General features: G+C 39.8%; 20 protein-coding genes. 7 read left to right on the top strand and 13 right to left on the bottom strand.

Annotation, left to right across the window (positions count from 1 at the left end):
* The first annotated feature begins 333 nt into the window (after positions 1-333).
* Positions 334-1,305, top strand: a complete 972-nt coding sequence (locus AKG98_RS00490) for a hypothetical protein (RefSeq protein ID WP_067039727.1) — start codon at positions 334-336, stop codon at positions 1,303-1,305.
* On the opposite strand, the gene AKG98_RS00495 is transcribed toward AKG98_RS00490, so the two are convergent.
* From AKG98_RS00495 to gltB, 7 genes are all read right to left on the bottom strand, one after another.
* Positions 1,242-2,681, bottom strand: coding sequence for a polysaccharide export protein (locus AKG98_RS00495; RefSeq protein ID WP_067039729.1), 1,440 nt, complete (start codon positions 2,679-2,681; stop codon positions 1,242-1,244). The genes AKG98_RS00490 and AKG98_RS00495 overlap by 64 nt on opposite strands.
* 181 nt (positions 2,682-2,862) lie before the next feature.
* Positions 2,863-3,729 (bottom strand): cobalamin-binding protein, encoded by an 867-nt coding sequence (locus AKG98_RS00500; RefSeq protein ID WP_067039732.1) that lies wholly within the window; start codon positions 3,727-3,729, stop codon positions 2,863-2,865.
* A gap of 37 nt (positions 3,730-3,766) precedes the next feature.
* A complete protein-coding gene (locus AKG98_RS00505) occupies positions 3,767-4,678 on the bottom strand; it encodes a cobalamin biosynthesis protein (RefSeq protein WP_228140167.1) in 912 nt (303 codons plus the stop codon).
* A gap of 28 nt (positions 4,679-4,706) precedes the next feature.
* On the bottom strand, positions 4,707-5,402 hold the full coding sequence (gene mtnN, locus AKG98_RS00510) for a 5'-methylthioadenosine/S-adenosylhomocysteine nucleosidase (RefSeq protein WP_067039749.1): 696 nt from the start codon (positions 5,400-5,402) through the stop codon (positions 4,707-4,709).
* Between the two features lie 74 nt (positions 5,403-5,476).
* Entirely contained in the window at positions 5,477-6,646 is a 1,170-nt protein-coding gene (locus AKG98_RS00515) for a YdiY family protein (protein WP_228140168.1), read from the bottom strand.
* A 256-nt stretch (positions 6,647-6,902) separates the two neighbouring features.
* Entirely contained in the window at positions 6,903-8,315 is a 1,413-nt protein-coding gene (locus tag AKG98_RS00520) for an FAD-dependent oxidoreductase (protein WP_067039751.1), read from the bottom strand.
* A gap of 8 nt (positions 8,316-8,323) precedes the next feature.
* Positions 8,324-12,787 carry a glutamate synthase large subunit gene (gltB, locus tag AKG98_RS00525; RefSeq protein WP_067039753.1) on the bottom strand — a complete coding sequence of 1,488 codons (4,464 nt, stop codon included), beginning with the start codon at positions 12,785-12,787 and terminating at the stop codon, positions 8,324-8,326.
* 521 nt (positions 12,788-13,308) lie between these two features.
* Here gltB and AKG98_RS00530 point away from each other — a divergent pair.
* The 4 genes from AKG98_RS00530 (at position 13,309) to AKG98_RS00545 (ending at position 19,363) form a co-directional block, all read left to right on the top strand.
* Positions 13,309-15,171 carry a diguanylate cyclase domain-containing protein gene (locus AKG98_RS00530; protein ID WP_067039755.1) on the top strand — a complete coding sequence of 621 codons (1,863 nt, stop codon included), beginning with the start codon at positions 13,309-13,311 and terminating at the stop codon, positions 15,169-15,171.
* Between the two features lie 69 nt (positions 15,172-15,240).
* Complete coding sequence (arcB, locus tag AKG98_RS00535; protein WP_067039757.1) at positions 15,241-17,589, top strand: aerobic respiration two-component sensor histidine kinase ArcB; 2,349 nt, start codon at positions 15,241-15,243, stop codon at positions 17,587-17,589.
* Entirely contained in the window at positions 17,582-19,054 is a 1,473-nt protein-coding gene (gene cls, locus AKG98_RS00540) for a cardiolipin synthase (protein WP_067039759.1), read from the top strand. Before arcB ends, cls begins: the two co-directional genes overlap by 8 nt.
* A 42-nt stretch (positions 19,055-19,096) precedes the next feature.
* Positions 19,097-19,363, top strand: a complete 267-nt coding sequence (locus tag AKG98_RS00545) for a lipoprotein (protein WP_067039761.1) — start codon at positions 19,097-19,099, stop codon at positions 19,361-19,363.
* A 131-nt stretch (positions 19,364-19,494) separates the two neighbouring features.
* Here AKG98_RS00545 and AKG98_RS00550 read toward each other — a convergent pair whose 3' ends face one another.
* Positions 19,495-20,595, bottom strand: coding sequence for a ketoacyl-ACP synthase III (locus AKG98_RS00550; RefSeq protein WP_067039764.1), 1,101 nt, complete (start codon positions 20,593-20,595; stop codon positions 19,495-19,497).
* Between the two features lie 579 nt (positions 20,596-21,174).
* Between AKG98_RS00550 and AKG98_RS00555 the strand changes: the two genes are divergently transcribed.
* Positions 21,175-21,648, top strand: coding sequence for an Lrp/AsnC family transcriptional regulator (locus tag AKG98_RS00555; protein ID WP_067039766.1), 474 nt, complete (start codon positions 21,175-21,177; stop codon positions 21,646-21,648).
* 4 nt (positions 21,649-21,652) lie between these two features.
* Here AKG98_RS00555 and AKG98_RS00560 read toward each other — a convergent pair whose 3' ends face one another.
* The 5 genes from AKG98_RS00560 to AKG98_RS00580 all read right to left on the bottom strand — a co-directional run bounded on the left by AKG98_RS00560 (position 21,653) and on the right by AKG98_RS00580 (position 25,252).
* Positions 21,653-22,369 carry a DUF3581 family protein gene (locus AKG98_RS00560; RefSeq protein WP_067039769.1) on the bottom strand — a complete coding sequence of 239 codons (717 nt, stop codon included), beginning with the start codon at positions 22,367-22,369 and terminating at the stop codon, positions 21,653-21,655.
* A 143-nt stretch (positions 22,370-22,512) separates the two neighbouring features.
* Positions 22,513-22,953 (bottom strand): hypothetical protein, encoded by a 441-nt coding sequence (locus AKG98_RS00565; protein WP_067039772.1) that lies wholly within the window; start codon positions 22,951-22,953, stop codon positions 22,513-22,515.
* A 135-nt stretch (positions 22,954-23,088) separates the two neighbouring features.
* A complete protein-coding gene (gene purU, locus AKG98_RS00570) occupies positions 23,089-23,922 on the bottom strand; it encodes a formyltetrahydrofolate deformylase (protein ID WP_067039774.1) in 834 nt (277 codons plus the stop codon).
* Between the two features lie 358 nt (positions 23,923-24,280).
* Positions 24,281-24,748, bottom strand: a complete 468-nt coding sequence (locus AKG98_RS00575) for a YchJ family protein (RefSeq protein ID WP_067039777.1) — start codon at positions 24,746-24,748, stop codon at positions 24,281-24,283.
* 9 nt (positions 24,749-24,757) lie between these two features.
* Positions 24,758-25,252, bottom strand: a complete 495-nt coding sequence (locus tag AKG98_RS00580) for a DUF2947 domain-containing protein (RefSeq protein ID WP_067039780.1) — start codon at positions 25,250-25,252, stop codon at positions 24,758-24,760.
* Positions 25,253-25,447: 195 nt separating this feature from the next.
* Here AKG98_RS00580 and AKG98_RS00585 point away from each other — a divergent pair, with 195 nt between their 5' ends.
* Positions 25,448-26,452, top strand: coding sequence for a hydrolase (locus AKG98_RS00585; protein ID WP_067039782.1), 1,005 nt, complete (start codon positions 25,448-25,450; stop codon positions 26,450-26,452).
* Positions 26,453-26,595 lie beyond the last annotated feature (143 nt).

The raw sequence follows: 26,595 nt of genomic DNA on the forward strand, positions 1-26,595 counted from the left end.
TTCTAAAGCGCTAACCCTAAGTTAGAGTGAGATAACCAAGCACGCCGGCATTGAAAAGTCAAATACGATGTATCACACCTGCTTGACCAATAAAGTGGTCGGCTGTTTCGATTTCTAATTTTAATATAGCGTATTAATCTTAATATGCAACTATTGATAATGCATTTTAAGGTGTTTATTTTTATTGATTGTTAATATAGTGACCTTGATCGTTAAGATTAGTGTAAATTGCTGTTAAATTAAACCCACTAACAAGGCGATAAGTTTAGAGTTTAAATGGATATTTTCTCTAATTTTATCATGTTTGAAATAATTGCAAGATAAGGATATCAAATGCAGTTACTTAAAATAATCGTGATTATGACGGCATTATTACCAGCATTAGCGATAGCGAATAATTGTGCCATTTTAGTAAAACTTACGTCACCTTATTTACAAAATAAACCAATTTATCTGGATGAAATATTATCACAGCCCATCGTTAATAATCAGTTATGCCTTAATAACAGTGATATTGCGAATAGCACTGAAGCCTATTATTTGGAACTCTTTTCAAGTAATGGTTTAAGCCTCGAATCTTTACTTATCTTTCCTGAATATATACAGCGAAATATGATTACAATTACCACCGCGGATTTGCTGACTAATTTTTGTCGTCAATGTAATGACCTCCGTCATTATAGCCAGTTTGTTCATTCACCTCGGGTTAAAACTATCGCCACTGAGATGGATGCGATTGCCGCTAAACAGCCCAATATGATCATACTTGATGTCATTAAACAGGTATTTCAACAGGCATTATTAGATCTGTATAACGAAGATATTTTTCTGGGTTTGGATGAGGTGTCTGTAGCGAAGTATCAGACTCAGAAAACGGATGCTGTTGATAAAGACAGACAGGATAAAATAGAAAATAAAGATAATAACTTACCATTACCACCCCATTTCTTACCCGTTTATGATGGCGCAGCATTACAAAATTTTGTCCCAGAAGGTTTGCATCTTAATCGTATCGAAAGTTTACCATTAGCCAGTTATAGTGTGGATGCAAGTGCTGCTTCTGTACTTGAATTCTATCAGTCCTATTATCCTGATTATGAACGTATAGGTTTTGGTAATTTTGTTCTTTTAGTGAAAGAGAAATTACCATTTGAAGGATATAGTCCTAAGTATATGGCGATACCACACATTGTTATCTCTGAAGATCCGTTAGGAAAAGGTAAAACGATTTTACAGATCACTTATCGACCTGATGATGGTGAAATTAAAGGGAGACGCGCAATAGTTTTTAAACCCGTTACGTGAGCAATTCGACTTTCATGCCATAAGGTATCTTGCGTTATCGACAGGGTTAAGCTAATCGCCATTCCTTGTATTATCCCGAGTAATAATCCCAACAAAATATAAGTTGGTAGAGATAAATTTATCGTTTGTTCGGGAATGAAAGGCGGTGTAATTATTTTAACTGTATTTGTTGACTCGAATTCGCTGAGGTCATAACTAATTGATACCATTTCATAGCGCGTGAGTAGATTCTGATAAAATGTATTTGTTGTCGTGAAATTACGTTGTAATTGTAGTAACTCTTGTTCAACTATCGAATACTTATGTTGATTTTTTTTGAAATATTCATGCTGTTTTTCTAATGTTTTCAATTCTAATTTTATTTTTATGATGGTGTTTCTATAGTGCTCATAATCATCGAGTTCATTCAGTAATAACGGTGTTACTTGGGTTGTTAAAGCTTGACGTGTAAGTCGTGTAATACGATTTAACAGTAAATCTAACGCTTGTTGGTTTTTTATTTTCGATTGCAGCTCTTGCCTTTGATCTTGTAAGCGAGATATCTGTAGGTTTGTTGACTTAACTTGCGAGTGTTGTTCTGTGTAATGTGCTGATTTTTGTATTTTTAATGTTTCGAGCTGTCTCATTTTATTATCAATAAACTGAGCGGCGGGATTGGTTAGGATTAGTTTCTTTGTTAATAGCGTTAACTTAGATTGTAGTAAGGCTAATGCTTGCTCTTTATCTTTTATACTACTTGCGATGTAAATCTGTGCCGATTCTCTGGCAGTATATAACTCAGGAATGATGTCGGCATGTTTAAATTTATAGTCAAAAAGGGATTTTTCAGCTTGTAATAATACTTCATGTTGTTGCTTGAGTTGCTCTGCAAGAAAAATTTTACTGTTTAATGCGACATCTTGGTTGGGCTTAGTTAATCGTAAAATAAATTGATTACTGACCACGTCGAGTATCACGCTTAATTGTTGCGCATCCGGCCATACCATTTCAATAGTGACTAAGTCTGTTCCCGTGAGAGATAGCGTTAATGACGCTTTTATTTGCTCAACGATTGCTTGCTGCTGTTCTGTTGAATCACTTGATTTAATTAACCCAACTTGTCTTGCTACCTCTAATAATACTGACTTACGTTTAGCGAGAATATTAATGGTTTTAAATCGGGACTGAATATTAAGGGGCAGTGATAATTCGGCTAAGAACGGGTTTAGCAGGTTGCGCTCTTGCAGTAAAATGGTGGTATGAGAGTGATAGCTATCTGGAATACTACGGCCAACTTGATAGCCAATCAGGGGCATCGTTAATATTGGGATCAGCACGTAAATGCGTTTACGCCAGAAAATATCACAACAGCGATATAACCATGCCCACGCACTCATCTGTTACTGTTGCTTGCTATTAGTTGATACGGTGCGATTAATAATGTTGTAAACGGTGCCATAAGTGATTGCCATCGATAAGAACTAAAATAGTAACAATACCAAAGTTGGTATTGTTAACTGTAGTTAGCTGTTTGAATTATGGCAATATTCATGCTCATCATGGAAAAATAAAATCTTTTTATTTTGGATTTTTTTGCGCTTGAAGGGCTATATCACAGAGTGTTTTTATTCCTGTCAGTACGCGGGGAGAAAAACGGTGAGATACATCTGGGTTAATTCTAAATATATTACCACTTTTAACCGCAGGGATGCTTTGCCAAGTTTGCCACTGTTGTAATTCACTGTCGTTGACTGTACCTGCGATGATCACCGCGGGCTGCTTCACGAGTACTTGCTCAATGTTGATCACTGGATAGGGAACTGGACTGTCACTGAATACATTATTAAACCCACAAAGGGCGAATTGTTCTTGTAACCAAGGATCACTGGCTACTGTCATTAATGGCGTTGCCCACACTTGATAAAACAGATCTTGTTTGGGATTATTCTTATAATCTTCACGTAGTTGATCTAAGGCTTTACGGTATCTATCACTGACTGGGTTAGCAATGGCTTGTGTACCAAAGACTTCGCCAAGCTTTTGTATTTGTGTGGCAACATCGTCTAATCCCCCCGTTTTTGACGCATAGACAGGGATCCCAAATTTTTTGAGTTGGTTGATATCGGCCGCTGAATTACCTTGTTGCCAGTAAATAATCATGTCGGGATCAAGCGCGAGTATCGTTTCGATATTTATTTGTTGCGAGCTAGCGACAATGGGTAATGCTTTGGCCTCTTCAGGATAATCAGAGTAAGCACTGACACCGATCAGTCTATCTCCCGCACCAGCGGCGAAAACAAGTTCTGTGGTATGCGGTGAGAGCGACACGATACGCTGTGGGTACTTTTCTTGCACTGGTAAAGGTAATGATTGAACGGGTAATGATTGTACTATCACTGAAAATGCAATGATGAAGAACGTAGCGAACCGCGTGGAAAAAGACATAAAAACTCATTGTTGTGACAGGTTAAAGTGAACTTTTTTATTTAATCGAAATAAGCAAGTAGATAGCACTGATAAAACATAACCAAATGATGAGTGCCAAGGTCAATTTTTGTTGTGCGCGTTTGATATCATCACGCTGTGCTGGCTGGGTATGACCAAGTTGGCTAAAGCGCCGCATCGACCCTTGGTATTTTCGTGGCCCCCCTAATTGAATCGCAAGACTATAGGCAAAGCTTGATAATAAAAAACCAGTGCTAAAGTGATGCCATTGTTTGGCTTGTTGGTTTAAATTTGACAATGGGCTTGTCGCGCGCTGTAAGCTGCGTAATGTGCATGCAAGTATAAGATGAGCTGGTGACGCTAATAGCTGTAATAGGGCCGCTGCAGGGCGACCAAATTGATGATTAACCGGTAGTTTACTATTCCAGTTATGTGCCATTAATTGAATTGCGCGATAAATAATCGCGGCCCAGATACCAACGCTGATATACCAGAATATAACGGTAAACCACTGATAGCTATTACGTAGACACAGGTTTTCAATACTGGCTTTATGCACACCGAGTAAGGATAACTGGTCTAAATCGCGTAATGTCCGAGGTTGTATTTGGCTTATGATGGTTTTTTTTTCGAGGTTACCTAAATTAACTTTAGGCAAATTTATTTTTTCCCATTGCAATAAACACAGTAATAATACGAACTCAAATAAGATGGGTTCAATCACAATAAATTGAATGACGGCTGTGATCATTAAGATAAACCCAAGCATGGTGATGAGCGCAAGATTACCTGCAATATATTGTTGCTGCTGGCTGCGCTGTGCGTTATTCACTTTATCCGCAATGGCGCTAAAAAATAAGTTTAAAAGTTGCGTAGGATGAAAGCGAGGTGGGCATAGTGGTAAGCGTGCGATGAGGATTGCAGTCAGTAAGATAAATACTGACTGCATACTGGTCCAATCCATGGCCAAGTTCATGTTATTTTAACTCGTGTAACATGTTTACTACCATTGCTGATGAGTTTTTCGCTGCAACAACTAGGTATTCTTCAAATGATGTTGGAGACTCTTTTCCTGCGATATCTGATAATGAACGGATCACAACAAAAGGTACGTCAAACTGGTGACATGTTTGCGCAATTGCTGCAGCTTCCATTTCTACTGCTGCCATTGTAGGGAAGTTATTACGTGCTTCTTCTACTTTTTTAGGATCGGCCATGAAGCTATCACCAGTACAAATTAAACCTTCAATCGTTTTAATTTCGCTGTCTGCTGAGATCGCTTTTTTAGCGGCTTCAACAAGACGTGGATCAGGAATATAAGCAGCAGGTTTTTGTGCACATTGACCCATTTCGTAGCCAAATACGGTTAAGTCAACGTCGTGGTGACGCACTTCACTTGAGATCACTACATCGCCAACTTTAAGCGTTTTATCGTAACCGCCTGCGGAACCTGTATTGATGATGCAATCAGGTTTGTAATGTTCAAGCAGTAGTGTTGTCGCTACGGCTGCAGCAACTTTACCAATACCTGATTTACTTAAAATTACATCATGACCTGCAAGTGACCCGCTGTAGTATTCACAGCCAGCTTGAGTAAATGTTGTTACGTTATCTAGTTGCTCGCGCAGGATCTCAACTTCCTGCTCCATTGCACCAATAATACCAATTTTCATCGTTGTCTCTAATCTATCTCGAAAAATGTTATGCTAGCACAGTTTCGTTGCGGTATGAATTGGTCGCCAAGGTATTAATTAAAAGAAACACCTAAGCCAAACGTAAGTCGAAAGTCATTTTTTTCTAGTGTGTCGCCATCAGCATTGGATAAGGGATTACTTCTTCTGTCCCAGAAAAATGAAATGTCGAAATCAAGTATATCAGTGAGCTCAATATCAAAGTTTAATTTCGTAATTTGTAGGTATCCACCAAGGTTGGATTCTGTTGCAGTCAATTTATAATTTAATCCCAAATCAATCTTGTCATGAATTTCACGTTTATAATCGAGTTCGAAGTCTACAGCGAGACTGGCATCACTTTTATTGAGCTGTGCGTCAGTATATTCATATTTGGTATATAAATAAGAGGGACCTAAGATCATTTTCAATTCTTGTTCACTATTATCAATGAACTGATAACCAAGACCGATACCTAAATTTACCTGGCTGTTTACATTTTGTAGCGGATCGCGATATAAGTTCAACTTAATCGGTCGGAAAAACAGGTCTTTGTCGATATAAACACCATAAACATCGTAGGTCACTAAAAAACGGTGGTTTTCATCGGTTTTTACATTATCTGTTTTGCCAATGGTCGAGGTATATGAGGTTTTAATTCGTGATGTAGTGGTGTCACGAGAAAGCTCTGCATTGGTGTTATACTCGAGCTTATTGGTATTACCCGAGCTTAGGTTTGCTCCGAAGGTTACCTTTCCTTTCCAGATATTAGTACCCGTTTCGGGGCCGGCGATCAGGGTCATAAGGTCTTTTTGATTAACTTTATGTTGACGGTTGTTACTGATCGTCATTACACCATTTTCAAGTGCAATCGTACCTGTGATAACCCCCCCGTTAACGGTTAAAATGGTAAATAATTGGCGGCTATTAATACGGCTAATGTCTTTCCATTTAATTTTTAAATCGCCGAGGTCATCGCTATCAAAAGCAAGTTTGTCATTATAGAGATCTTCGATTTTCCCAATTAAGAATTCTCCCGACTTTAACCAGACCCAGTCTTCATCTATACCTAAACTATCCGCGAGGATGATTTCTTGACTATTTTCAGTGGTGGTAACCGCGTCTGTATTCAGGGCGATATTGGTTTCAATGCTTGTCGGCTCGGTAACTGGGAGGGGGAATTCTGTTTTAATATAATCGCCTAAAACTATCTCTTGCGCAGAAAAACTCGGTACGCTAATTAGCATACTTAAAAAAATTAAAGTGATTCTGAGTATAATCAACTTTAATTTCGTTGTTGTGAGGGCGTTAAGCGAATTTATTATTACCAAGTGTTAAGCCATTGATGCCTTTAAATTGACGGATATAATACAAAAAATCAGTCGATAATTAAATATATTATCGATTTTTTTAGCTTAAAATAAAGAAGAAAAAAACGCTAGCATTATTAATGCTAGCGTTTTTAATTAGATATGTAATTTCAAACGTTTAACTCTTTAATCTTTAAACGTCTAAATAGTCGAGCATTGCCTCGGCAGCGCGGCGACCTTCATCAATCGCTGTTACGACTAAATCTGACCCTCGAACGGCATCACCGCCAGCAAAGATCTTTGGATTTTCAGTTTGGAATGGGAAGTCACTTTTTTCTGGCGCAATAATACCATTCCAGCTATTCGTTGTTACACCTTCATCCAATAACCATTGTGCCGGATCTGGCTGGAAACCAAATGCTTGAATAACCGCATCGGCTTTTAGCACATGTTCAGAGCCAATCACTTGTTCGGCACGACGACGACCTTTCTCATCTGGGTTACCTAAACGAGTTTTCACCATTTTAACGCCAGTGGCTTTATCGCCAGCCACTTCAATATCAAGCGGTTGTAAATTCCATAAGAATTTAACCCCTTCTTCTTTGGCGTTTTTAACTTCACGCTTAGAACCAGGCATACTTATTTCATCACGACGGTAAGCACAATAGACGTCTTTAGCGCCTTGACGTATTGCGGTTCGTACGCAGTCCATCGCGGTATCACCGCCACCCAGTACTACAACCGTTTTTCCTTTTAAATTAATGAAATCATCAGCGTTCTTTTCAAAGCCAAGTTCATGATTAACATTAGCAACAAGGTAAGGGAGGGCATCATAAACGCCTTGTGCAGAAGCGTTATCAAAACCACCATTTATGTATTTGTAGGTACCAACACCGACAAAAACTGCATCGTATTCTGCAACTAATTCACTGAATTGAATATCTTTACCAATCTCAGTGTTAAGGCGGAATTCTATGCCCATTTCCGTGAAGACTTCACGGCGATGACTCATCACGCTTTTATCCAGTTTGAACGCGGGAATACCAAACGTTAATAGACCACCAATTTCTGGATTTCGGTCAAAGACGACGGGTGTTACCCCATTACGCACTAAGATATCGGCCGCGCCAAGACCGGCAGGTCCTGCGCCAATAATAGCCACTTTTTTATTGTTACGAACGACTTTTGACATGTCTGGACGCCAGCCCATTTTAAAGGCTTCGTCGGTAATGTATTTTTCAACATTACCAATAGTCACCGCACCAAAATCATCATTGAGAGTACAAGAACCTTCACATAAACGATCTTGTGGGCAAACTCGGCCACAAACTTCAGGCAAGCTGTTGGTTTCATGACAAAGCTCTGCAGCCTCAATAATACGACCTTCTTCAACCAGCTTTAGCCAGTTTGGAATGTAGTTATGTACTGGGCATTTCCACTCACAGTACGGGTTACCACATTCTAAACAACGACCCGATTGCATTTTCGCTTGATTCGCCGTAAATGGTTTATAAATTTCGATAAAGTCCACTTTACGGATCTTTAACGCTTTTTTATCTGGATCAATGCGTTGTACATCGACAAATTGAAATACATTATTACTCATGATCCCTCCTATTGAGCCTGGACACGTAACTCTGCAGCAGAGCGTGATTTGTGGCCAAGTAATGCGTTCATATCAGCTGTTTTAGGCTTGATAATAAAGAATTTATTTATCACAGTATCAAATTCATTAAGCAGGTCTTGCGCATGCTGACTGCATGTTTGAGCAAGGTGTTCAATGATAATACCGCGAAGGTGTTCAACGTGCATTGGGTAATCCGTTACTGCATGTTGCTCCACCAGTTCATTGTTAAGTTTACTCGCTAATTGACCACTAAGGTCATAAAGATAAGCAAAACCACCTGTCATACCGGCACCAAAGTTAACACCCGTCTCACCGAGGACTGTCACAATACCACCCGTCATGTATTCACAACCGTTGTCACCAATACCTTCGATTACGGCATTGGCACCTGAGTTACGCACTGCAAAACGTTCGCCAGCTAAACCTGCCGCGTACAATTCGCCACCGGATGCGCCGTATAGACAAGTATTACCTGCGATAACCGCTTCGTTTGATTTAAACGCTGAACCCGGTTCAGGACGAATAACGATCTTACCGCCAGCCATACCTTTACCAACGTAATCGTTGGCATCGCCAGTGAGGATGAGGTGTAAGCCACCGGCATTCCAGACACCGAAACTTTGTCCAGCAGTACCGGTAAAGTTTACGGTGATTGGATCTGATGCCATACCTTGGTTACCGTGCTGTTTCGCAATTTCACCAGACAGACGCGCCCCAACAGAACGATCGGTATTTTTAATTGGGAAGCTACTTGATAACCCTGATTTCTCAGTGATTGATTCTAAGTAATGCGCAATTAATGCTTCGTTAAGTTCTGCTTTATCATACGGTTCGTTGGTTGCCTGACAGTAAATACCTAAGCCTTCTTTTGGCTGGGGCTTGTAGATGATGCCAGATAAATCAATTTTACGTTGCTTGTCAGTTAAGCCGTCTAATTGCACCAGTAAATCGGTACGGCCAATTAAATCAGTTAACTGAGTTACGCCAAGTGATGCCATGATTTCACGGGTTTCTTGGGCAATAAACTTGAAGTAGTTCATGACCATTTCCGGCAGACCATGGAAGTGATCTTGACGTAATTTTTCGTCTTGTGTTGCAACACCTGTTGCACAGTTATTTAGGTGACAAATTCGGAGGAATTTACAACCTAACGCCACCATAGGACCAGTACCAAAACCGAAGCTCTCGGCACCAAGGATCGCACCTTTAACCACATCAAGGCCGGTTTTTAGGCCGCCATCAACTTGTAGACGGATACGATGACGTAAACCATTTTCAACAAGTGCTTGTTGTGTTTCTGCTAAGCCAAGCTCCCAAGGGCTACCTGCATATTTAACAGAGGTAATCGGACTTGCTGCGGTACCACCGTCGTAACCCGAAATGGTAATTAAATCGGCGTACGCTTTTGCTACACCGGTAGCAATGGTACCAACACCCGGTTCAGATACTAACTTCACAGAGACCAAGGCCGATGGATTGATTTGTTTAATATCAAAAATCAGCTGTGATAAATCTTCAATAGAATAGATATCATGATGCGGTGGTGGTGAAATAAGGGTTACACCCGGTACGGCATTACGTAATTTAGCAATTTCAGTCGTTACTTTATGTCCGGGTAGTTGACCACCTTCACCTGGTTTTGCACCTTGCGCTACTTTTATTTGAATGATTTCTGCATTCATTAAGTAATGCGGTGTTACACCAAAGCGGCCAGAAGCGATTTGTTTAATTTTAGATACTTTTAAAGTACCAAAACGACGTGGATCTTCACCGCCTTCGCCCGAGTTAGAGTTACCACCTAAGGTGTTCATCGCAATCGCCAGTGCTTCATGGGCTTCAGGGCTTAATGCACCGATTGACATTGCTGCGGTATCAAAACGTTTGAATAGGTTATCTTCGTGCTCTACAGCATCCAGTGCAACCGGATTATCTGATTTTTTCAGCTGTAACATATCACGCAAGGTTGCAATAGGGCGCTCATTTACTTCGGTTGAATACTGCAGGTAGTCTTCGTATTTACCGCTTTGTACTGCTGTTTGTAATGTACTGACAACATCTGGATTATAAGCATGGTATTCACCACCGTGAACATATTTAAGTAGACCACCTTGTGAGGTCGGTTTACGTTTTGTCCATGCTAACTTACTTAATTTTTGCTGATCGATATGGAAATCGCTAAAGTCAGCACCTTTGATACGGCTGCTTGTGCCTCTAAAGCATAACTCGATAACTTCGTCGGCTAAACCAACGGCTTCAAACAGTTGTGAACAACGGTAACTGGCAATGGTAGATATACCCATTTTCGACATGATCTTGTACAGACCTTTATTAATGCCATTACGGTAGTTTAATAATGTTTTCGCAATATCTTGTTGGATGGTATCTATTTCAACCAGTTTACGCAGTGATTCATAAGCCAGGTACGGATAAACCGCAGTGGCACCAAACCCAATTAATACCGCAAAATGATGTGGGTCACGGGCACTTGCCGTTTCGATAATAATGTTAGTATCACAACGTAAGTTGGCGTCAACCAGTGCTTTTTGTACCGCTCCTACAGCCATTGCTGCTGGGATCGGTAAATTGTTTTTCGCTAATGTCCGGTCTGTTAGTACTAACAGCACAACCCCTGAAGCTGCAAGTTCAATCGCTTCGGCAGTAATACGGGCTACCGCGCGTGCTAAGGTTTCATCTTGACCGTTAAAGCAAAGGTTAATTTTTGCAGTTTTATAGTATTCGTTACTTAATTCAGTTACTTGCTTAAAGTCTGAGAATAGTAGTACTGGTGAATCAAATAGTACGCGGTGCGCATGACCATCTGTTTCATTAAATACATTGTGTTCGCGCCCGATGCAAGTTGCCAATGACATTACATGATTTTCACGTAATGGGTCAATTGGTGGGTTGGTTACTTGTGCGAATTTTTGACGGAAGTAGTCATACAGCGAACGTGTTTTAGTTGAAAGGACAGCCATCGGGGTATCATCACCCATAGAGCCTGTTGCTTCTTGCGCATTTTCACCTAACACACGAATAATCTGATCAAGTTCTTCTCTACTGTAATCAAATTGTTTTTGATACGTTGCTAATTGTTCGTCATTAAAAGTACGCATACCAATGGCTTCTTTTGGTAATGCTTCAAACGGTGTCAGTTTCGTTGAATTATTTGTTAACCATTCACGGTAAGGATTACGGCCTTTTAATTCTTGGTCAATGTCCCAAGATGTCCATAATTTACCTGTTTCAGTATCGATGACCAATAATTCGCCTGGACCTACACGGCCTTTTTCGATAACTTCATCTGCGGTGTAATCCCAAATGCCGACTTCAGAAGCAACGGTGATAAACCCGTCTGTAGTACGTACGTAACGTGCAGGGCGTAAACCATTACGGTCAAGACCACAGGCAGCATAACGACCATCACTCAGTACAATACCCGCTGGGCCATCCCAAGGTTCCATATGCATTGAGTTGAAGTCATAGAATGCACGTAGATCATCATCCATATTGGGATGATTCTGCCATGCTGGCGGCACGAGTAGACGGAAAGCGCGGAAAATATCCATACCACCGGCTAAAAAGAGTTCGAGCATGTTATCCATTGACGATGAGTCTGAACCTTTGGTATTAACAAACGGAGCAGCGTCGTGCATATCAGGGAGTAATGGCGAGCTAAATTTATAACTCCGTGCGCGAGCCCATTCTCGGTTACCTTCGATCGTGTTAATTTCACCATTGTGCGCCATAAAGCGGAATGGTTGTGCTAACGGCCATTTTGGCGATGTATTTGTTGAGAATCGTTGGTGGAATAAGCAAATTGCAGATTGCATACGAAGATCGGCAAGGTCTAAGAAGAACTTCGGCAGATCACCCGCCATACACAAACCTTTGTAGATCGTGACGAGGTTTGACAAGCTGGCAATATAAAAGTCGCTATCATCTATAATGCGCTTTTCGATACGGCGTTTAGTTAAATATAAACGACGCTCGATATCTTTAGGCGCCCAACCTGCGGGAGCATTGATAAAAACTTGTTGAATTTGAGGTAATGATGACATGGCTATTTCACCAAGTACGCTCGTATCAAGAGGGACTTCTCGCCAGCCGACAACATTCAGTGTTTCGCGTTCGAGTTCTTCTTTAATGATCTGCTTTGCAGCTGCTGATTTATCCGTATCTTGATTTAAGAACATCATACCAACGGCGTAATTACTTCCGAGATTCCAATCATTTTCTACCGCAATAGCACGGAAAAAACCGTCAGGCTTTTGCATTAGCAAACCACAGCCATCTCCTGTTTTTCCATCTGCCGCGATACCGCCCCTATGTTGCATACGGTCTAATGATGATATAGCGACGCGAACTAACTTGTGACTAGCTTCACCTTCTTGATGGGCAATTAAACCAAAACCACAGTTTTCTTTTTCCAGCGACGGGTCATAGACTGACATTGCACTTCTCCCTTGCATTCAATTCACTAAATTATAAACTATGTACACCCAATTGAGCTTCTACTTATGGGTACAAAATACATAAAAAAATAGATAAATCGTTAAAGTTTCCAAAAGCCGAAAATTGGCTAACCTGCCAAATTTACCAGAATTAATACTTAGGTCAATCTAAAAATGTATTCTGAGCTACTTATCACCTTTTCATGTAAATGGTCCATTTGTTTTGATATTGGATAATAAACTGGCCTAAATACTGATGATTATTTAAAAAATGGTTTTTTATTTTGACAATATGACATTGTGTAATTTTTTACCTCTGTTTTCATAGTCGTTCATGTTGTTGCGGAGTGTTTTCCTGCCTGTTTAATTGTAATGTACTGATTTGTTTAGTTTATGCTAGCTGGTACTAAAGTATGAAAACAAAAGTGGGCGATAGTGGTAGTTTTAATTATAACTGCTTTACAGTGATCTTATTTTGGTGTTGTATAGTTTATCAGTATGAGATGGATCTTAGGTAAAGTATGGATATAAATTATCAATTCTTGATGACTGCAATATTCAGTTGGTGGCAGGATATAACTGGACTTTCAACAAGTACAACGGTCGGTATGACGTTTTGGTTGGGTGTCACTGCCTTATTGATAAGTATCCTTGTTATTTTAACGCTATTGCGAAAACTCACGACGTGCCAATCATTACTGACTTTTTCGGCAAACCCGACACTTGTGCTTGATATTAAAAAAGGCACGATACTTTATTCTAATTCTGCAATCGCCACTATCTTTGATCAAGATAATAATACCAGTAATATTATCGCACAGTGTTGTTTCGAACGTTTATCCCATCGAGTTGATGAAAGCGCTGTCACTAATGATGTTTTTCATATTAAGCAGCTAAAAAAAACGTTACGCTTTAGCGCGGTACAAATCAAATATCAACGTCGCCGGGCTTGGTTGTGTCAGATCGATCATATTGGTACAAACTCTTCCGCTATTTCGCCTTGGGATATGGATGGGCAAATCATTAATAGCTTGTTCCTTTCCAACTCGGCTTTTATTCATATTAAAACCTTAGATGGATTAATTCTTAATTGTTCACCATCATGGGCAGCTCAATTCGACCAATCGATAGAGCAAGTGAATGGCCATTTTGAACACGATTTTTATAGCGCCTCTAAGCTGACACAAATTCATTCTTATGAGCAAACGGTCCTCACGGGTAAAGTTCAAGAATATGAAGAATGGAGCACTGTTGATGATAATAATATGTTATTAAAAACCATTAAATATCCCTTGTATGATGAACACAAAAAAGTGGTCGCTATCTTAACGGTATCTCATGATCTTACCGAAGTGATGGAACTGAATGAGAGATTACTTAATGAGAATAGTGAACACTTACGTATAGAAGCAGAGCTTAGCCGTAATAATAGCTTATTAAACTCAGTCATTAATGCGACACCGGACCCCGTTGCGTTTATGAATGGTAATGGAAAATTCGTGGGTGCGAACGAAGGGTATTGTGAAGTCGTTGGTGTTAAACATGCCGATTTGATTGGCATGGATAGACAGAGTTTGATTAGTATTGATAAAAAATCGTGGCTCTTAGAGCAAGAAAACCAATTATTACTGGATGGTAAATCTGTTCGCTATGAAGAGTTGTTGCATCTATCAGAGCAGAATCCGCGTTGGTATGAAATATGTAAGCAGCGCTATGTAAATAATACTAATGGTGAAAGTGGTATTTTAATTATCTATCGAGATTTAACTGAACGTAAGCGAATTGAGCATGATCTTGAGCAAGCGATTGAGAAATTTGATGAACTGAGTTCAACGGATGCTTTGACTAAAGTGGCTAATCGACGCACCTTTGATAATAAACTACAGCATTATTGGTTAACTCATCATCGAGAAGTGAAACAGATGTCTTTATTGTTCTGCGATGTCGATTGTTTCAAGTTATATAATGATAATTACGGTCATCCAATGGGCGATATTGTATTGACTAAATTAGCCCAAGTGATGAATGAGCAAGTACATCGTGGTGCTGATTTAGTCGCGCGTTATGGTGGCGAAGAGTTTGCTGTTATTTTGCCTAATACCGATGAAGAGGGGGCAATTCGCCTTGCGAGTAAGATCATTACTGCTGTTGAAGGTTTAGCCATTGAGCATGCTCACTCTAAAGCGGCAAAACATGTCACATTGAGTATCGGTATTGCAACGATGTGCCCAGTATCTGACAGTTCGGAAATACAATTACTTGAAAATGCGGATAAGGCATTATATATCGCGAAGGCTAATGGACGAAATCAGTATTCGGTGTATCAAGAGTTAAGTCATGATAATGACATACTGGAATTAGACTTTGATTTATTAAAACCTTAATTTTCCTGTGGTTTGCGTATAACCTATCGTATATTATGGATGGTCTAGATAATTTTATATGGATCGACCATGATGAAAATCAGAGCTTGGGCTCAATACTATGTTGATATGCTCACTAAGTTAGGTGTTATTCGGTTTAGTATTTTTTCTGCCGCCACGGTTATTTTCTTTTCTATTACGATCCAAGCAAGTATTAATTATATCCTACGTGGAGAAGTTAAACTTGACGATTTATATGCCGCAATTTTATTTGCGAGTGTCGTGACGCCTTGGGTGGTATTTTTCCTTTCGATTGTAGTGCAACAACTTGAGGACTCGCGCAAACGCCTGAGTAAAATGGTGTACAAACTGCAAGAGGTGCGTGCTCGAGACTTGCAGCTTCAGCAAGAATTACAAGTTAATCTAATTGAACTTAATGATGAATTTGAAGAACGTAAAAAAGCAGAAGCAGATAGAAACCAAGCCTTCAAAGACTTAGAGAATGAAGTCTTTCAGCGTGAACAAGCACAATTAGTTGTCGAGGAACGCTCGGCATTAGTGCGGTCATTCATTGATAGTTCTCCCGATCTGGTTTATTACAGTAATGAGCGTGGGCAGTTTTCTGGCTGTAATTTATCGATGGAAGCGTTAACGGGTAAAGTTGAAAAAGAGCTTATTGGTTTGACGCCGTTTGATGCTTTTGATACCGAGATTGCGGCGAAGTTCGCGGCAACAGATAAAGCTGTATTGAGCACTCAATTACCAGAAACCTATGAACAATGGTTAACATATCCTGATGGTCACAAAGCCTGCTTTGAATTGCGGAAAGTGCCCTTTTTTGGGCAACGAAATGAATATATCGGCGTACTTGGTTATGGCCGCGACATTACCGAACGTAAGAAATACCAAGATGCGTTAGAGAAAGCCAGCCGCGACAAAACCACGTTTATTTCGACTATTAGCCATGAATTACGTACCCCTTTAAACGGTGTTGTTGGTTTAAGCCGGATTTTACTTGATGGTTCGCTTAACGATGAGCAACGTCAGCATTTAAATACGATCTATGTGAGTGCCCAAACAATGGGTAATATTTTTAATGATATTATTGATTTGGACAAATTTGATCGTCGTAAGTTTGAAATCGTAAATCAACCGATTGAATTTAGAAGTTTTCTGAATGATATAAAAACGCTAGCCCTGCTTCAAGCCGAGCAAAAAGGCTTGGTTTTAGAGTTTGATGTATTTGGTGATATCCCAGACTTTATTAATGCTGACGGTACTCGATTACGTCAAGTCTTGTGGAACTTGGTGTCTAATGCGGTTAAATTTACCGATTCGGGCGAAGTGAGCATTCGGGTGTTTACCAGTGAGGAAGCAGGTAATAAAATTGGTTTGACCTTTGAAGTTGAGGATACCGGTATTGGTATTTCTTCAGAGGGGCAAGATAAAATATTTGCGATGTATTATCAGGAACAGGGAAGTAAACGGGCAACCGGTACGGGTATTGGCTTGTCTGTTGCAAAGAGCCTCATGACGGCGATGGGCGGGGATATTTGGGTGAGTAGTGAGCTAGGTCAAGGCTCCTGTTTTACGATTGAATTTGATGTCGATGGAGTGGAAAGCTTACAAAATAGCGCAGATGTTGAAAGTGAGCAAACTAAACTGTCCATATTACTGGTCGAAGATATCGAGCTGAATGTCACTGTATGTACGGCTATATTAAATAAATTAGGCCATACTGTTGAAGTTGCTGTTGATGGTCGCAGTGCGATCCAAATGGCGGAAAAAAACGCCTATGATTTAATTTTTCTTGATATTAATTTACCTGATATTTCTGGATTTGAAATTATTAAAATATTACGGAAAAATACCGCGTTGGAGTTACCTCCGGTTGTCGCGCTCACTGCAAATGTGATTAATAATCGTCAAGAATACATTGAAAAAGGTATGGACGACGCAATCAGTAAACCGCTGTCGATTAACGCGGTGACTGGTGTTATCACGCGCTTACTGCGCAGTGTCGATCAAGGTAAAAAACCGAAGGTTAACTATACGGCTGTCGCACTCGCTGATGAGCGAGAAATGCTTGAAGAATATCTTGATATTGACTTATTACAACAATATCTTGATACCTTAGGTAAGGAGATCTTATTACAAAGTGTCTGTTTATTTGAACAAACAATGCCTCATTATTTAGCGATATTGAACTCGAATTTAACCGCCAGAGACCAAGATGCAATTGTTGATGAAGCGCATAAAATTAAAGGTGCAGCAGGTTCAATTGGATTAGTGCGTATACAGCAGGTATCACAATTAGCACAATCACCAGAGCAGCCTACATGGTGGGAAAATATCGATGATTGGGTTGAACAAATCAATACCGAATACCTGCATGATGTTAAACGTTTGAAAAATTGGATTGAAAATCAAAATGTATAATTGGGATTCGTTCACTAATTTTATTACCTTATTGTTGGTTTTTTTGCATGCGGTAATTATTATGCTAGTGTCATTTCGGGTTATTACTAAACGACGTCCGGCGAGTATTTCGTTGGCATGGCTAGCTGTGATTTACACGTTACCGTTTGCTGGCGTTATTGTGTATGTTATTTTTGGTGAGTTATATTTAGGTAAAAAAAGAGTGCAAAGAGCGGAGGCGATGTTAGGGCCTTTTACGCAACGAATTAACCAGTGTGCAGCCCCATATAAAGTTAAAAGCGGCAGTAATACCAGCGCCTTGGTTACTCCGTTGCGTGAGCTGATTTATAGCCGCTTTCAAATGCCGAGCGTAACAGGCAATCAGTTGACGTTATTAACCAGTCCCCACTGTATTCTTGAACAGATAACGACAGATATAAATAGTGCTACTAACGTCGTGTATTTAGAGTTTTATATATGGGCGGTTGGTGGTAAAGCTGATCTGGTGGCGTTAGCTTTGATTAATGCCGCACAACGAGGTGTTGATTGTCGGGTCATGCTCGACTCTGTTGGTAGCTCAGCGTTCTTCAAAAGCCAGTGGCCTAAATGCTTTAAACAAGCAGGGATCCACCTTGTCGAAGTGTTACCTGTAGGGCCAATGCGGATATTCTTCCATCGTCAAGATTTACGTATGCACCGCAAGCTCATTGCTATTGATAGTAATGTTGGCTACACCGGGAGCATGAACTTGATCGATCCTCAAGTATTTAAACAAAATGCCGGCGTGGGTGAGTGGATTGATATTATGATCCGCATGCAAGGGCCGATTATTCCTATTACTGGTTCATTACTTGAATGGGACTGGGAAATGGAAACTGGAGATAGTTTAGTTAATACCACTATTTCTAAGTACAAGGAAAGTTCGGTCTTTGAAGAGAATAGCCAAGTACAAATGATTCCATCTGGTCCTTATTTTGATGATGATAATATCCATCAAGTATTGGTTTCGGCAATTTATTTAGCACAAAAATCATTAATTCTAACCACGCCTTATTTTGTGCCTGATGAAGCGCTACAGGCGGCGCTTAAAACGGCCAGTGCGCGCGGTGTTAAGGTACAAATTATTCTGCCAGAAAAAAATGACTCACGTATGGTGGATTATGCATGCAAAGGTTTTTTTGATGAATTGTTAGTTTGCGGCGTCGAAATATATCAATATCAGGATGGCCTACTGCACACTAAAAGTATACTTGTAGATAATGAATTATGTTTGGTAGGGACGGTTAACTTGGATAAACGTAGCTTTTGGCTTAATTTTGAGGTCACATTACTTATAGACCGATCCCCTTTTATTGCCGAACTTTATCAATTACAGCTATCCTATATAGCACATTCACATAAAGTTTGTTTAACGGAATGGCGACAACGAAGTCGAGTACAACGGTTTTTGGAAAGCCTATTTTATTTATTTAATCCACTATTGTAGATATAAATAAGCAGCAATAATAAATGATTAGCAGGTATTAAAATGAAAAAAATTATTTTATTGGCGTTAACGGTATTTGGCCTAGCAGCGTGTAGTAACTCTGAAACCACGGCTGAGACAGCAAAACCATTACCCATATTACCAAGCTACAGCCATAGTTGCCCTGATGAACGTCCACAAATGTGTACGATGGATTACCGTCCTGTGTGCGGCACTACGACGTCGGGTGAATTGAAAACATTTGGTAATGCGTGTGGTGCATGTACAGATGCCAGTGTTAGTGGCTATTCAGAAGGTGAGTGTAAGTAGTGATATGAATGTAAGTAGTTTGGGTATAGATCGTCCATATAAAAAAGCCAAGCGTATGAGTTTCATCCACTTGGCTTTTTTGTACTTTTAACAAGTTAATAAGTTAATTCATCAACGCGTTAGCTATTATATTAATCGGTTTGTGATTCACTGGCTAATTTAGCATCTTGGCAGCCTTTAATTGCATCTTGGATTAGATCTAAAGCAGTACCATTGTACTCAGGTAGAGCCACTTCTGATGTTGCGATAGGCGTGGTGCGTTCACCCCATTTGATCATCGTTGCCCCCCAAGTCAGGCCTCCACCAAATGCAGCAAGTAGCACATTATCACCCGCCTTAATACGGCCCTCTTCTAGCGCTTCACACAGTGCAATCGGCACTGTCGCAGATGAAGTATTCCCGTATTTATGTACGTTAACCATGACTTTTTCTTTGCTGGCACCCATGCGTTTTGCCAAGAAATCAATGATACGTAAGTTAGCTTGATGTGGGATTATGAAATCAACATCTTCAGCTGTCATGCCAGCTTTCTCGAGTGCGATAGCAGAGGCTTCACCCATGCGTGTTACGGCGCGTTTAAAGATCTCTTTACCCTCGAAGTTGAAGTCAAATAGACCATCAACATTCTTGAAACGGGCTCTGTCTGTACCAAAATTAGGGACTGAAAGGATATGGCCAGCATCGCCATCACAGCCAATTTTATTACTTAAAATACCCTGCTTCTCAGTACTTGATTCCAGGATCACAGCACCAGCACCGTCACCGAACAGCACTGCGGTGCTACGCTCTGTCCAGTCAAGGAAATAACTGATACGTTCAGCACCAATCACTAAAATCTTGTTCATTTGACCACTTTGGATGAACGCATTTGCTGTACTTAGGCCATAAATAAAACCCGTACACGCTGCGTTCATATCAAATACTGCCGCGTTGCTTGCGCCTAATTTTGCTTGTACTTTTGATGCCGCACTTGGCAGTGTGCAATCGGCAGTACAAGTGGCAAAGAAAATACCGTCAAGTTCTGATGCATTAATGCCTGCTGCGGCAATAGCTTGGCACGCAGCAACATAGGCTAACTCTGATGTACTTACATGGGAGATACGACGTTCTTGCATACCTGTTCGAGATTGGATCCACTCGTCATTAGTATCAAGAAAAGTGCTTAGGTCATCGTTTGTTAATGTCGCGGGTGGCAGGCATTTACCCCAACCGGTGATGTTTGCATAATGCATTGAAATTTACCTGTGTTTTGTGACTGGCTAATACAGACGGAGTCGCGAAATGTACGCAATACGAAGTGATTAAGTACTTTATTATACGCTGTATAGCGAAATGACAGTGATTGAAATTGAAATTATTTTGTCAATTATAGAGGCTCGCCTTTGAAAGTGGTAGCTAAATTGTCATTGAAGGGTAGCGGTGGTAAAAATTAGGCACAAAAAAGGCATCGTTTAGGATGCCTATCTTTGTGTTAATATTGCCGGTCACTTGTGGTGAAGATTATCCTGGATAAGGAGTTGTGCCTGATTGGTCGCAAGAAGGGTACTTCTATCACCGCATCGACCTAGGTTAAGGTGTCTGCTAATCAGCTTTTGGCGTAATCTTTAACTGGGTTTAGTATAGCCAAGTTGATGGGGTATGTGGTTGCGATGTTTGCACTAATAGTGGATTTTTTAGCAATTAAATTTGCAGTAATGATGATAATTAGCAATAATTAACCCTAGGTATATTATCGTGCGCTATTTGTAGTCTCTATTTTTAATTTAGAGGGAATACGAAACAAGTAAAAAGATGAAATAGGGGTGATGAACATGAAATTAGACAGAACAGATAAGTTAATTCTTAATTTAATACAAGAAAATGGCCGGATCAGTAATTTAGAGTTAGCGGATAAAATTGGCTTGTCAGCGTCGCCTTGCTCCCGACGTGTGAAGCATTTAGAAGAGTTAGGCTTAATTGATAAACATGTCACCTTACTTAACCAAGCTAAACTTGGTTTAAAGTTGACGGCTTATATCCATATTAGTATGGATCGACATACACCTGAACGTTTTGAGAATTTTGAATCTGAGATCGCTGCTATTCCAGATGTGATGGAGTGCTGTATTATTACCGGTAGTGATGCTGATTTTCAATTAAAGGTTATCGTGCCAGATATGGAGCATTACCAAGAGCTACTGTTAGGAAAACTAACGGGGATTAAAGGAGTAACGGGCGTGAGATCGAGCTTTATGTTACGTAATGTTTTAAGCCGAACGGTATTACCGCTCGACCACATTAAATAGGTGACTAGCTTGCTGCAGAAAGGTACTTGTTTTTTGCAGCTTGATAATCGGCAATGACACCATCCATTACAGATTCTTCATATGGGATCAAACCGCTTAATAGCATTTCTTTTTGGCCAGTTCCGACTTTTTCATCACCTTCGTAGAAATCAAATTTAAAGGTGACGGTTGCACGTTTACCATGTACGTTGATGATCGCTTCATCAAACTTCAGCGCAATACTTTTAACGTCGACACGTGTCAGGCTTATTTGCATGCATTTATACATAATTAATGCACGAGCAGGGTTAAACATGAGATTTTCGCTGCGCATGAGCGGCACCATTATTTCAGGAAAATTCTTTCCTGAAAATTGCACATACTCTTTAATGATCTTACTGATAATTTCTTCATCATGAGATGTGTTTCCGCCGAGCTCTAATTCCATAAATGCTTGTTCATCAGCATTCACTATCGCTGTTTTATTGTTTAATAGTGGTGAAAATTGCAGATCAACGTCATTTTTCACCATACCGGTAAAATCAATCTTCATCGTTTCTGATAAGCCGAACTTAGCCAAAGAAACAGCAAAAAGTAAATCACCTGGTACACAAAAGCGTTTATTATCCACATCATGGATCTTGTTATAATCGTTCGCTACAGCTTTAGCGAATCGACTAGCTTGTTGTTGAGTAAAGCGAAAAGAGCTGTCTTTTTGAGAATAGAATTCGTTTAGAAACATATTTAATTAAACTACGGGAATGAAAAATCCAGTTTACATTACTTTTGTTTATAGGCAGGTCGATCCAGTTGCAAATATGACGTTTTTAAATGCAACGTGGATCACGTGATGGGACTCTTGACTCAATGAATGACTGTAAATGACTACTTTTTAATATCTGGAGTGACACTTCGTAAGATGCCAATACCGGTACTGAGTAACGTTGAGCTAGTTTTGAGAAGCGTTTCTGCCGGTATTGCTGCAGCAGACCCCATCATGGTCGGAATAAACTTTTTAAAGGCATTATCGACACCATCTTCAACTTCTTTACTGAGTTGGGGTAAGAACTCATCAATAATTTGATCTAACTCTTGTTTTACATGTGCTTCTAATTCAGGTTGTATTTCTGCAATTTTGGCCTCGATAGCGTTCGCAATGTCTTTACTTATTTGGGGTGATACTTGATTGATCGTAGCTTCTGCTTCTGTTTTTATTAAGGCGATTTGTGTGGCTAAATAGGGCTTAATTACGTTATTGAATACATATAAGAAAGCAAGTGCAGTAAAGATGCTACTGAGTAAGGCCGTAAAGATAATTGTTAACATGATGAGCCATTAAATGATGAATAAGCTATTAATATTAACAATTTAGTGATTGCTGTAAAGGGATATCTGAAAGGAAGCAGGGATGGACCCAAAATGATTTATGGATCCTCCATGGTTTATGAAATCGAAAGTGAGCTAAAATACCACCGTTCGGTTTTCATAAATAAATACGCGCTCTTCAAGCACCAGACGCAATGCTTTACTGAGTACTGATTTTTCTACATCTTTGCCTGAACGCGCCATATCTTCGGCGTTGTATTTATGATCTACATGAATGACATCTTGTAAAATAATCGGCCCTTCATCTAAGTTGTTTGTTACATAGTGGGCTGTTGCACCAATAATTTTTACACCACGTTCGAAAGCTTGTTTGTATGGCTGTGCGCCAATAAAAGCCGGTAAAAATGAATGATGGATATTGATGATTTTGTTTTCAAATGCAGCCACAAAATTAGGCGTTAGAATACGCATGTATTTAGCTAAAATAACATAATCAGGCTGGTATTTTGATACTGTGTCAATGATACGCTGTTCATGTTCCTCTCGGCTGATATCGAGATGAGAAACTGTGTGATAAGGCACATCAAATTTTTCTGTTAATTCAGCAAGGTTATCGTAATTACCTACCACTGCAGCGATCTCAACATCCAAACCGCCGTAATAATTCTTCATTAAAATGTCGCCAAGGCAATGCGCTTCTTTGGTGACTAAAATAACGATGCGTTTACGACCCGCAGAAACGAGCTTACGGTGTGACCCCGTTGGTAGCGCGCTATCGAGGTCGGCAAGTAAGGTTTCATCGTTGAATATCCCTTCGAGCTCGGTACGCATAAAAAATCGATTGTGGGTGTTATCGACAAACTCGGTGTTATTGACAATATTGAGTTGATGTTTATAACATATGTTGGTGATCTTCGAGATAAGTCCTTTTTGATCGGGACAGTCGGCCAGTAATATTTTCTTTTCCATAATATCTACTACTTTATTTGATGTTTAATATGATATACCCAAGTTACTTCAAGATGCTATATCAGAGACGAGAAGGGATATCAGAACAAGGCTCAATATGTAGATAATGGTTATTCCATTTTCAAATATTGTAACGCTGTGCTGTTATTTCTGCTCGCCTCCCGTAGGGCAATCCGAAAGAATCTTCGGCGTTATGAAGTCTTGATTTAGAATAACTAAATCCTCGACTTCATGCCTTGAAAATCCTCTCCTTTCGGTTTGCTGATTGTGCATTTTGAAGTAGCTTGGGTATATGACTAAATGCAATACTTATTTCTAGTATGCCGTTAGCCATATTTACTGTATTTAGCAATGACGGTTAGCCACAGCACTTCTTATATTTTTTACCACTGTCACATAAGCAAGGATCATTACGGCCTTGTTTTAGGGGCGCTGGGTTTAATTCGCCATTGGTATAAAACCACTGCTGATCTTGAAATACGAAGTTGGAGCGTTCATGCAAACACGCCTCTTCTTCACCTTCTTGAAACCACGCTTTGAACTCGACAATGCCAGTCGCGCTTTCTTCATCACCTTGGCTCATCATTATTTCTAACCGTAGCCACTGGGTATGTTCGGCTGTTTCTGCAATCAAGTCTTCATTTAAATCGGCAATAAAGTCAGGGTGATGTGTTGCCATTAAATAAACGGGTACATTGTTTACATAAGCACTGTAGCGTGAACGCATCAGTTGCTCTGCGGTTACTGGTATCGCGGTACCATAAATGTATTTACCGCAGCAATCTTTAAAGGGCATTGCTAAACCACAGCTACAAGAAGTATGCATAATGGCGCTTTATTTCGCTTGCTGAATAGGAGTTCGAGTACCAATTAATACAGTACCGCTCTCTTTAAATGAAAGGACTTCTTTACGTTTCGCCGAGATTAATAATGCACCGTCATCATAGAATAAAAAATTTTTCCAGTTACGTTTAAATGTGCCCCAATTCGTTTCAATCATATTGAAACGTTCATAGCAAAAATAAATTTTACTGTTATCATCCCAAGTTAAATGTGCGAGCACTTCTTCAGGTAATTCATTACTATCATCATTGTCCCAAGCTTGCTGCCAATTAGCTTCTTGCAACCAGGTATTTTGGTCATGTGGCCAGTCGCCTTTACTGAATTGATCGGTAAAGTTACATTGCGAGCTAATAAGTTGGCTCCATAATTGACCGGCTCTTGCTTTGCTAAAGGGCTTGATATTAGCGAGATCATCCGCATTCACGGGTAACGACGAATGATTAAATATCCATTTTCGAGAATAAGATTCAAGTTCTATATAATTCATTAATGACACTGGTTATAAGTAAAATTGTTTTCAGTTTACAACATTATTAACCTTGGCGGTATCAATTACTCAACGGGGCCCAATTAAACGAGTGTAGTGTTATTATAAAATATCCTAGAGGTGTTATTATAAAATATCCAATAAAATGCAAGACGTTGTTTAAACAACCAATTGGTTAACTTAAGGTATTCAAAGATGTTTCAACCGAGCCAATTTCAGCCGCAGTGGTGGATTCGTAATGCGCATTTACAAACAATGTTGCCGACGATTAGCCGCCGAAATCTGACGTTTCCGACAATTAATGAAAGATTAGAACTTGAAGATGGTGATTTTCTTGATCTTGCTTGGACTGCTCTGCCAACAGCTGAAAATAATAAACCGATTGTTATTATTTTTCATGGTCTTGAAGGCTCTGTGGAGTCGCCTTATGTCAAAGGGATTATGCGTGCGATCAGTGCGGCAGGCTGGATTGGTTTAGTCATGCACTTTCGTGGTTGTAGTGAAGAATCAAATCGTTTATTACGGGCTTATCATTCTGGTGATACCAGTGATGCAAGTTATGTGATTGGTTTGATTGCTAAGCGCTACCCTCATGCTCCGTTATTTGCTGTCGGGTATTCGCTCGGAGGTAGTGTGTTAACGCATTATTTGGCCCAAACAGGCAAGCAATCTCAATTATTAGCAGCATCTGTTGTATCTGCCCCCTTATTGTTAGCTGAAAGTGCTGAGCGGATTAAAAAAGGCTTTTCTAAAGCGTACCAACGACGATTGATTAAACGTCTGCAGGCCAGTGTAGTACGTAAATTCGAACATTTGGATATGCGCACTGCGTTGAATTTGACGACCAAGCAAGTCAAAAAATTAAACACGTTTGTCGAATTTGATGATCGTGTGACAGCGCCGCTACATGGTTTTAAAGATGCTCTGGATTATTATCGGCAATGCAGTAGTTTACAGTTTTTACACAAGATCCAAACGCCTACATTATTTATTCATGCCGAAGATGATCCATTTTTAACTAAAAAAGTGATCCCTGAGTTAAAAGATATGTCGGCAAATATATTATTCGAATTAAGTCGCTATGGCGGGCACGTCGGTTTTGTATATGGCTCAATTCTAAATCCAAAATATTGGCTGGAAGAGCGAATACCCACTTGGTTTAGTGAATTCACTAAAGATAAAAAGACTAATACCAAATAGTTAACCCTATTTAATTCACCTATTTTTTGAGACCGAAATTGCATTGGCAATGAATCTTAAAAAAGTGTTCTATTTTTAATGGTAGCGACTTTTTGTAGCACTATTTCATACTAATTTAGAAACTTGGGCTAGAGAGTACGGTT

The sequence above is a fragment of the Moritella sp. JT01 genome, assembly GCF_001574435.1.
Classification (GTDB): domain Bacteria; phylum Pseudomonadota; class Gammaproteobacteria; order Enterobacterales; family Moritellaceae; genus Moritella.

What these genes read in the sequence shown, in the direction of transcription:
- AKG98_RS00585 (WP_067039782.1), top strand. Translation starts at nt 25,448, where the DNA reads ATGTTTCAACCGAGCCAATTTCAGCCGCAGTGGTGGATTCGTAATGCG.
- AKG98_RS00565 (WP_067039772.1), bottom strand. Translation starts at nt 22,953, where the DNA reads ATGTTAACAATTATCTTTACGGCCTTACTCAGTAGCATCTTTACTGCA.
- AKG98_RS00550 (WP_067039764.1), bottom strand. Translation starts at nt 20,595, where the DNA reads ATGCATTATGCAAACATCACCGGTTGGGGTAAATGCCTGCCACCCGCG.
- gltB (WP_067039753.1), bottom strand. Translation starts at nt 12,787, where the DNA reads ATGTCAGTCTATGACCCGTCGCTGGAAAAAGAAAACTGTGGTTTTGGT.
- AKG98_RS00545 (WP_067039761.1), top strand. Translation starts at nt 19,097, where the DNA reads ATGAAAAAAATTATTTTATTGGCGTTAACGGTATTTGGCCTAGCAGCG.
- AKG98_RS00495 (WP_067039729.1), bottom strand. Translation starts at nt 2,681, where the DNA reads ATGAGTGCGTGGGCATGGTTATATCGCTGTTGTGATATTTTCTGGCGT.
- arcB (WP_067039757.1), top strand. Translation starts at nt 15,241, where the DNA reads ATGATGAAAATCAGAGCTTGGGCTCAATACTATGTTGATATGCTCACT.
- AKG98_RS00575 (WP_067039777.1), bottom strand. Translation starts at nt 24,748, where the DNA reads ATGCATACTTCTTGTAGCTGTGGTTTAGCAATGCCCTTTAAAGATTGC.
- AKG98_RS00490 (WP_067039727.1), top strand. Translation starts at nt 334, where the DNA reads ATGCAGTTACTTAAAATAATCGTGATTATGACGGCATTATTACCAGCA.
- AKG98_RS00500 (WP_067039732.1), bottom strand. Translation starts at nt 3,729, where the DNA reads ATGTCTTTTTCCACGCGGTTCGCTACGTTCTTCATCATTGCATTTTCA.
- AKG98_RS00555 (WP_067039766.1), top strand. Translation starts at nt 21,175, where the DNA reads ATGAAATTAGACAGAACAGATAAGTTAATTCTTAATTTAATACAAGAA.
- AKG98_RS00520 (WP_067039751.1), bottom strand. Translation starts at nt 8,315, where the DNA reads ATGAGTAATAATGTATTTCAATTTGTCGATGTACAACGCATTGATCCA.
- AKG98_RS00530 (WP_067039755.1), top strand. Translation starts at nt 13,309, where the DNA reads ATGGATATAAATTATCAATTCTTGATGACTGCAATATTCAGTTGGTGG.
- purU (WP_067039774.1), bottom strand. Translation starts at nt 23,922, where the DNA reads ATGGAAAAGAAAATATTACTGGCCGACTGTCCCGATCAAAAAGGACTT.
- AKG98_RS00515 (WP_228140168.1), bottom strand. Translation starts at nt 6,646, where the DNA reads ATGCTAATTAGCGTACCGAGTTTTTCTGCGCAAGAGATAGTTTTAGGC.
- AKG98_RS00505 (WP_228140167.1), bottom strand. Translation starts at nt 4,678, where the DNA reads ATGCAGTCAGTATTTATCTTACTGACTGCAATCCTCATCGCACGCTTA.
- mtnN (WP_067039749.1), bottom strand. Translation starts at nt 5,402, where the DNA reads ATGAAAATTGGTATTATTGGTGCAATGGAGCAGGAAGTTGAGATCCTG.
- cls (WP_067039759.1), top strand. Translation starts at nt 17,582, where the DNA reads ATGTATAATTGGGATTCGTTCACTAATTTTATTACCTTATTGTTGGTT.
- AKG98_RS00580 (WP_067039780.1), bottom strand. Translation starts at nt 25,252, where the DNA reads ATGAATTATATAGAACTTGAATCTTATTCTCGAAAATGGATATTTAAT.
- AKG98_RS00560 (WP_067039769.1), bottom strand. Translation starts at nt 22,369, where the DNA reads ATGTTTCTAAACGAATTCTATTCTCAAAAAGACAGCTCTTTTCGCTTT.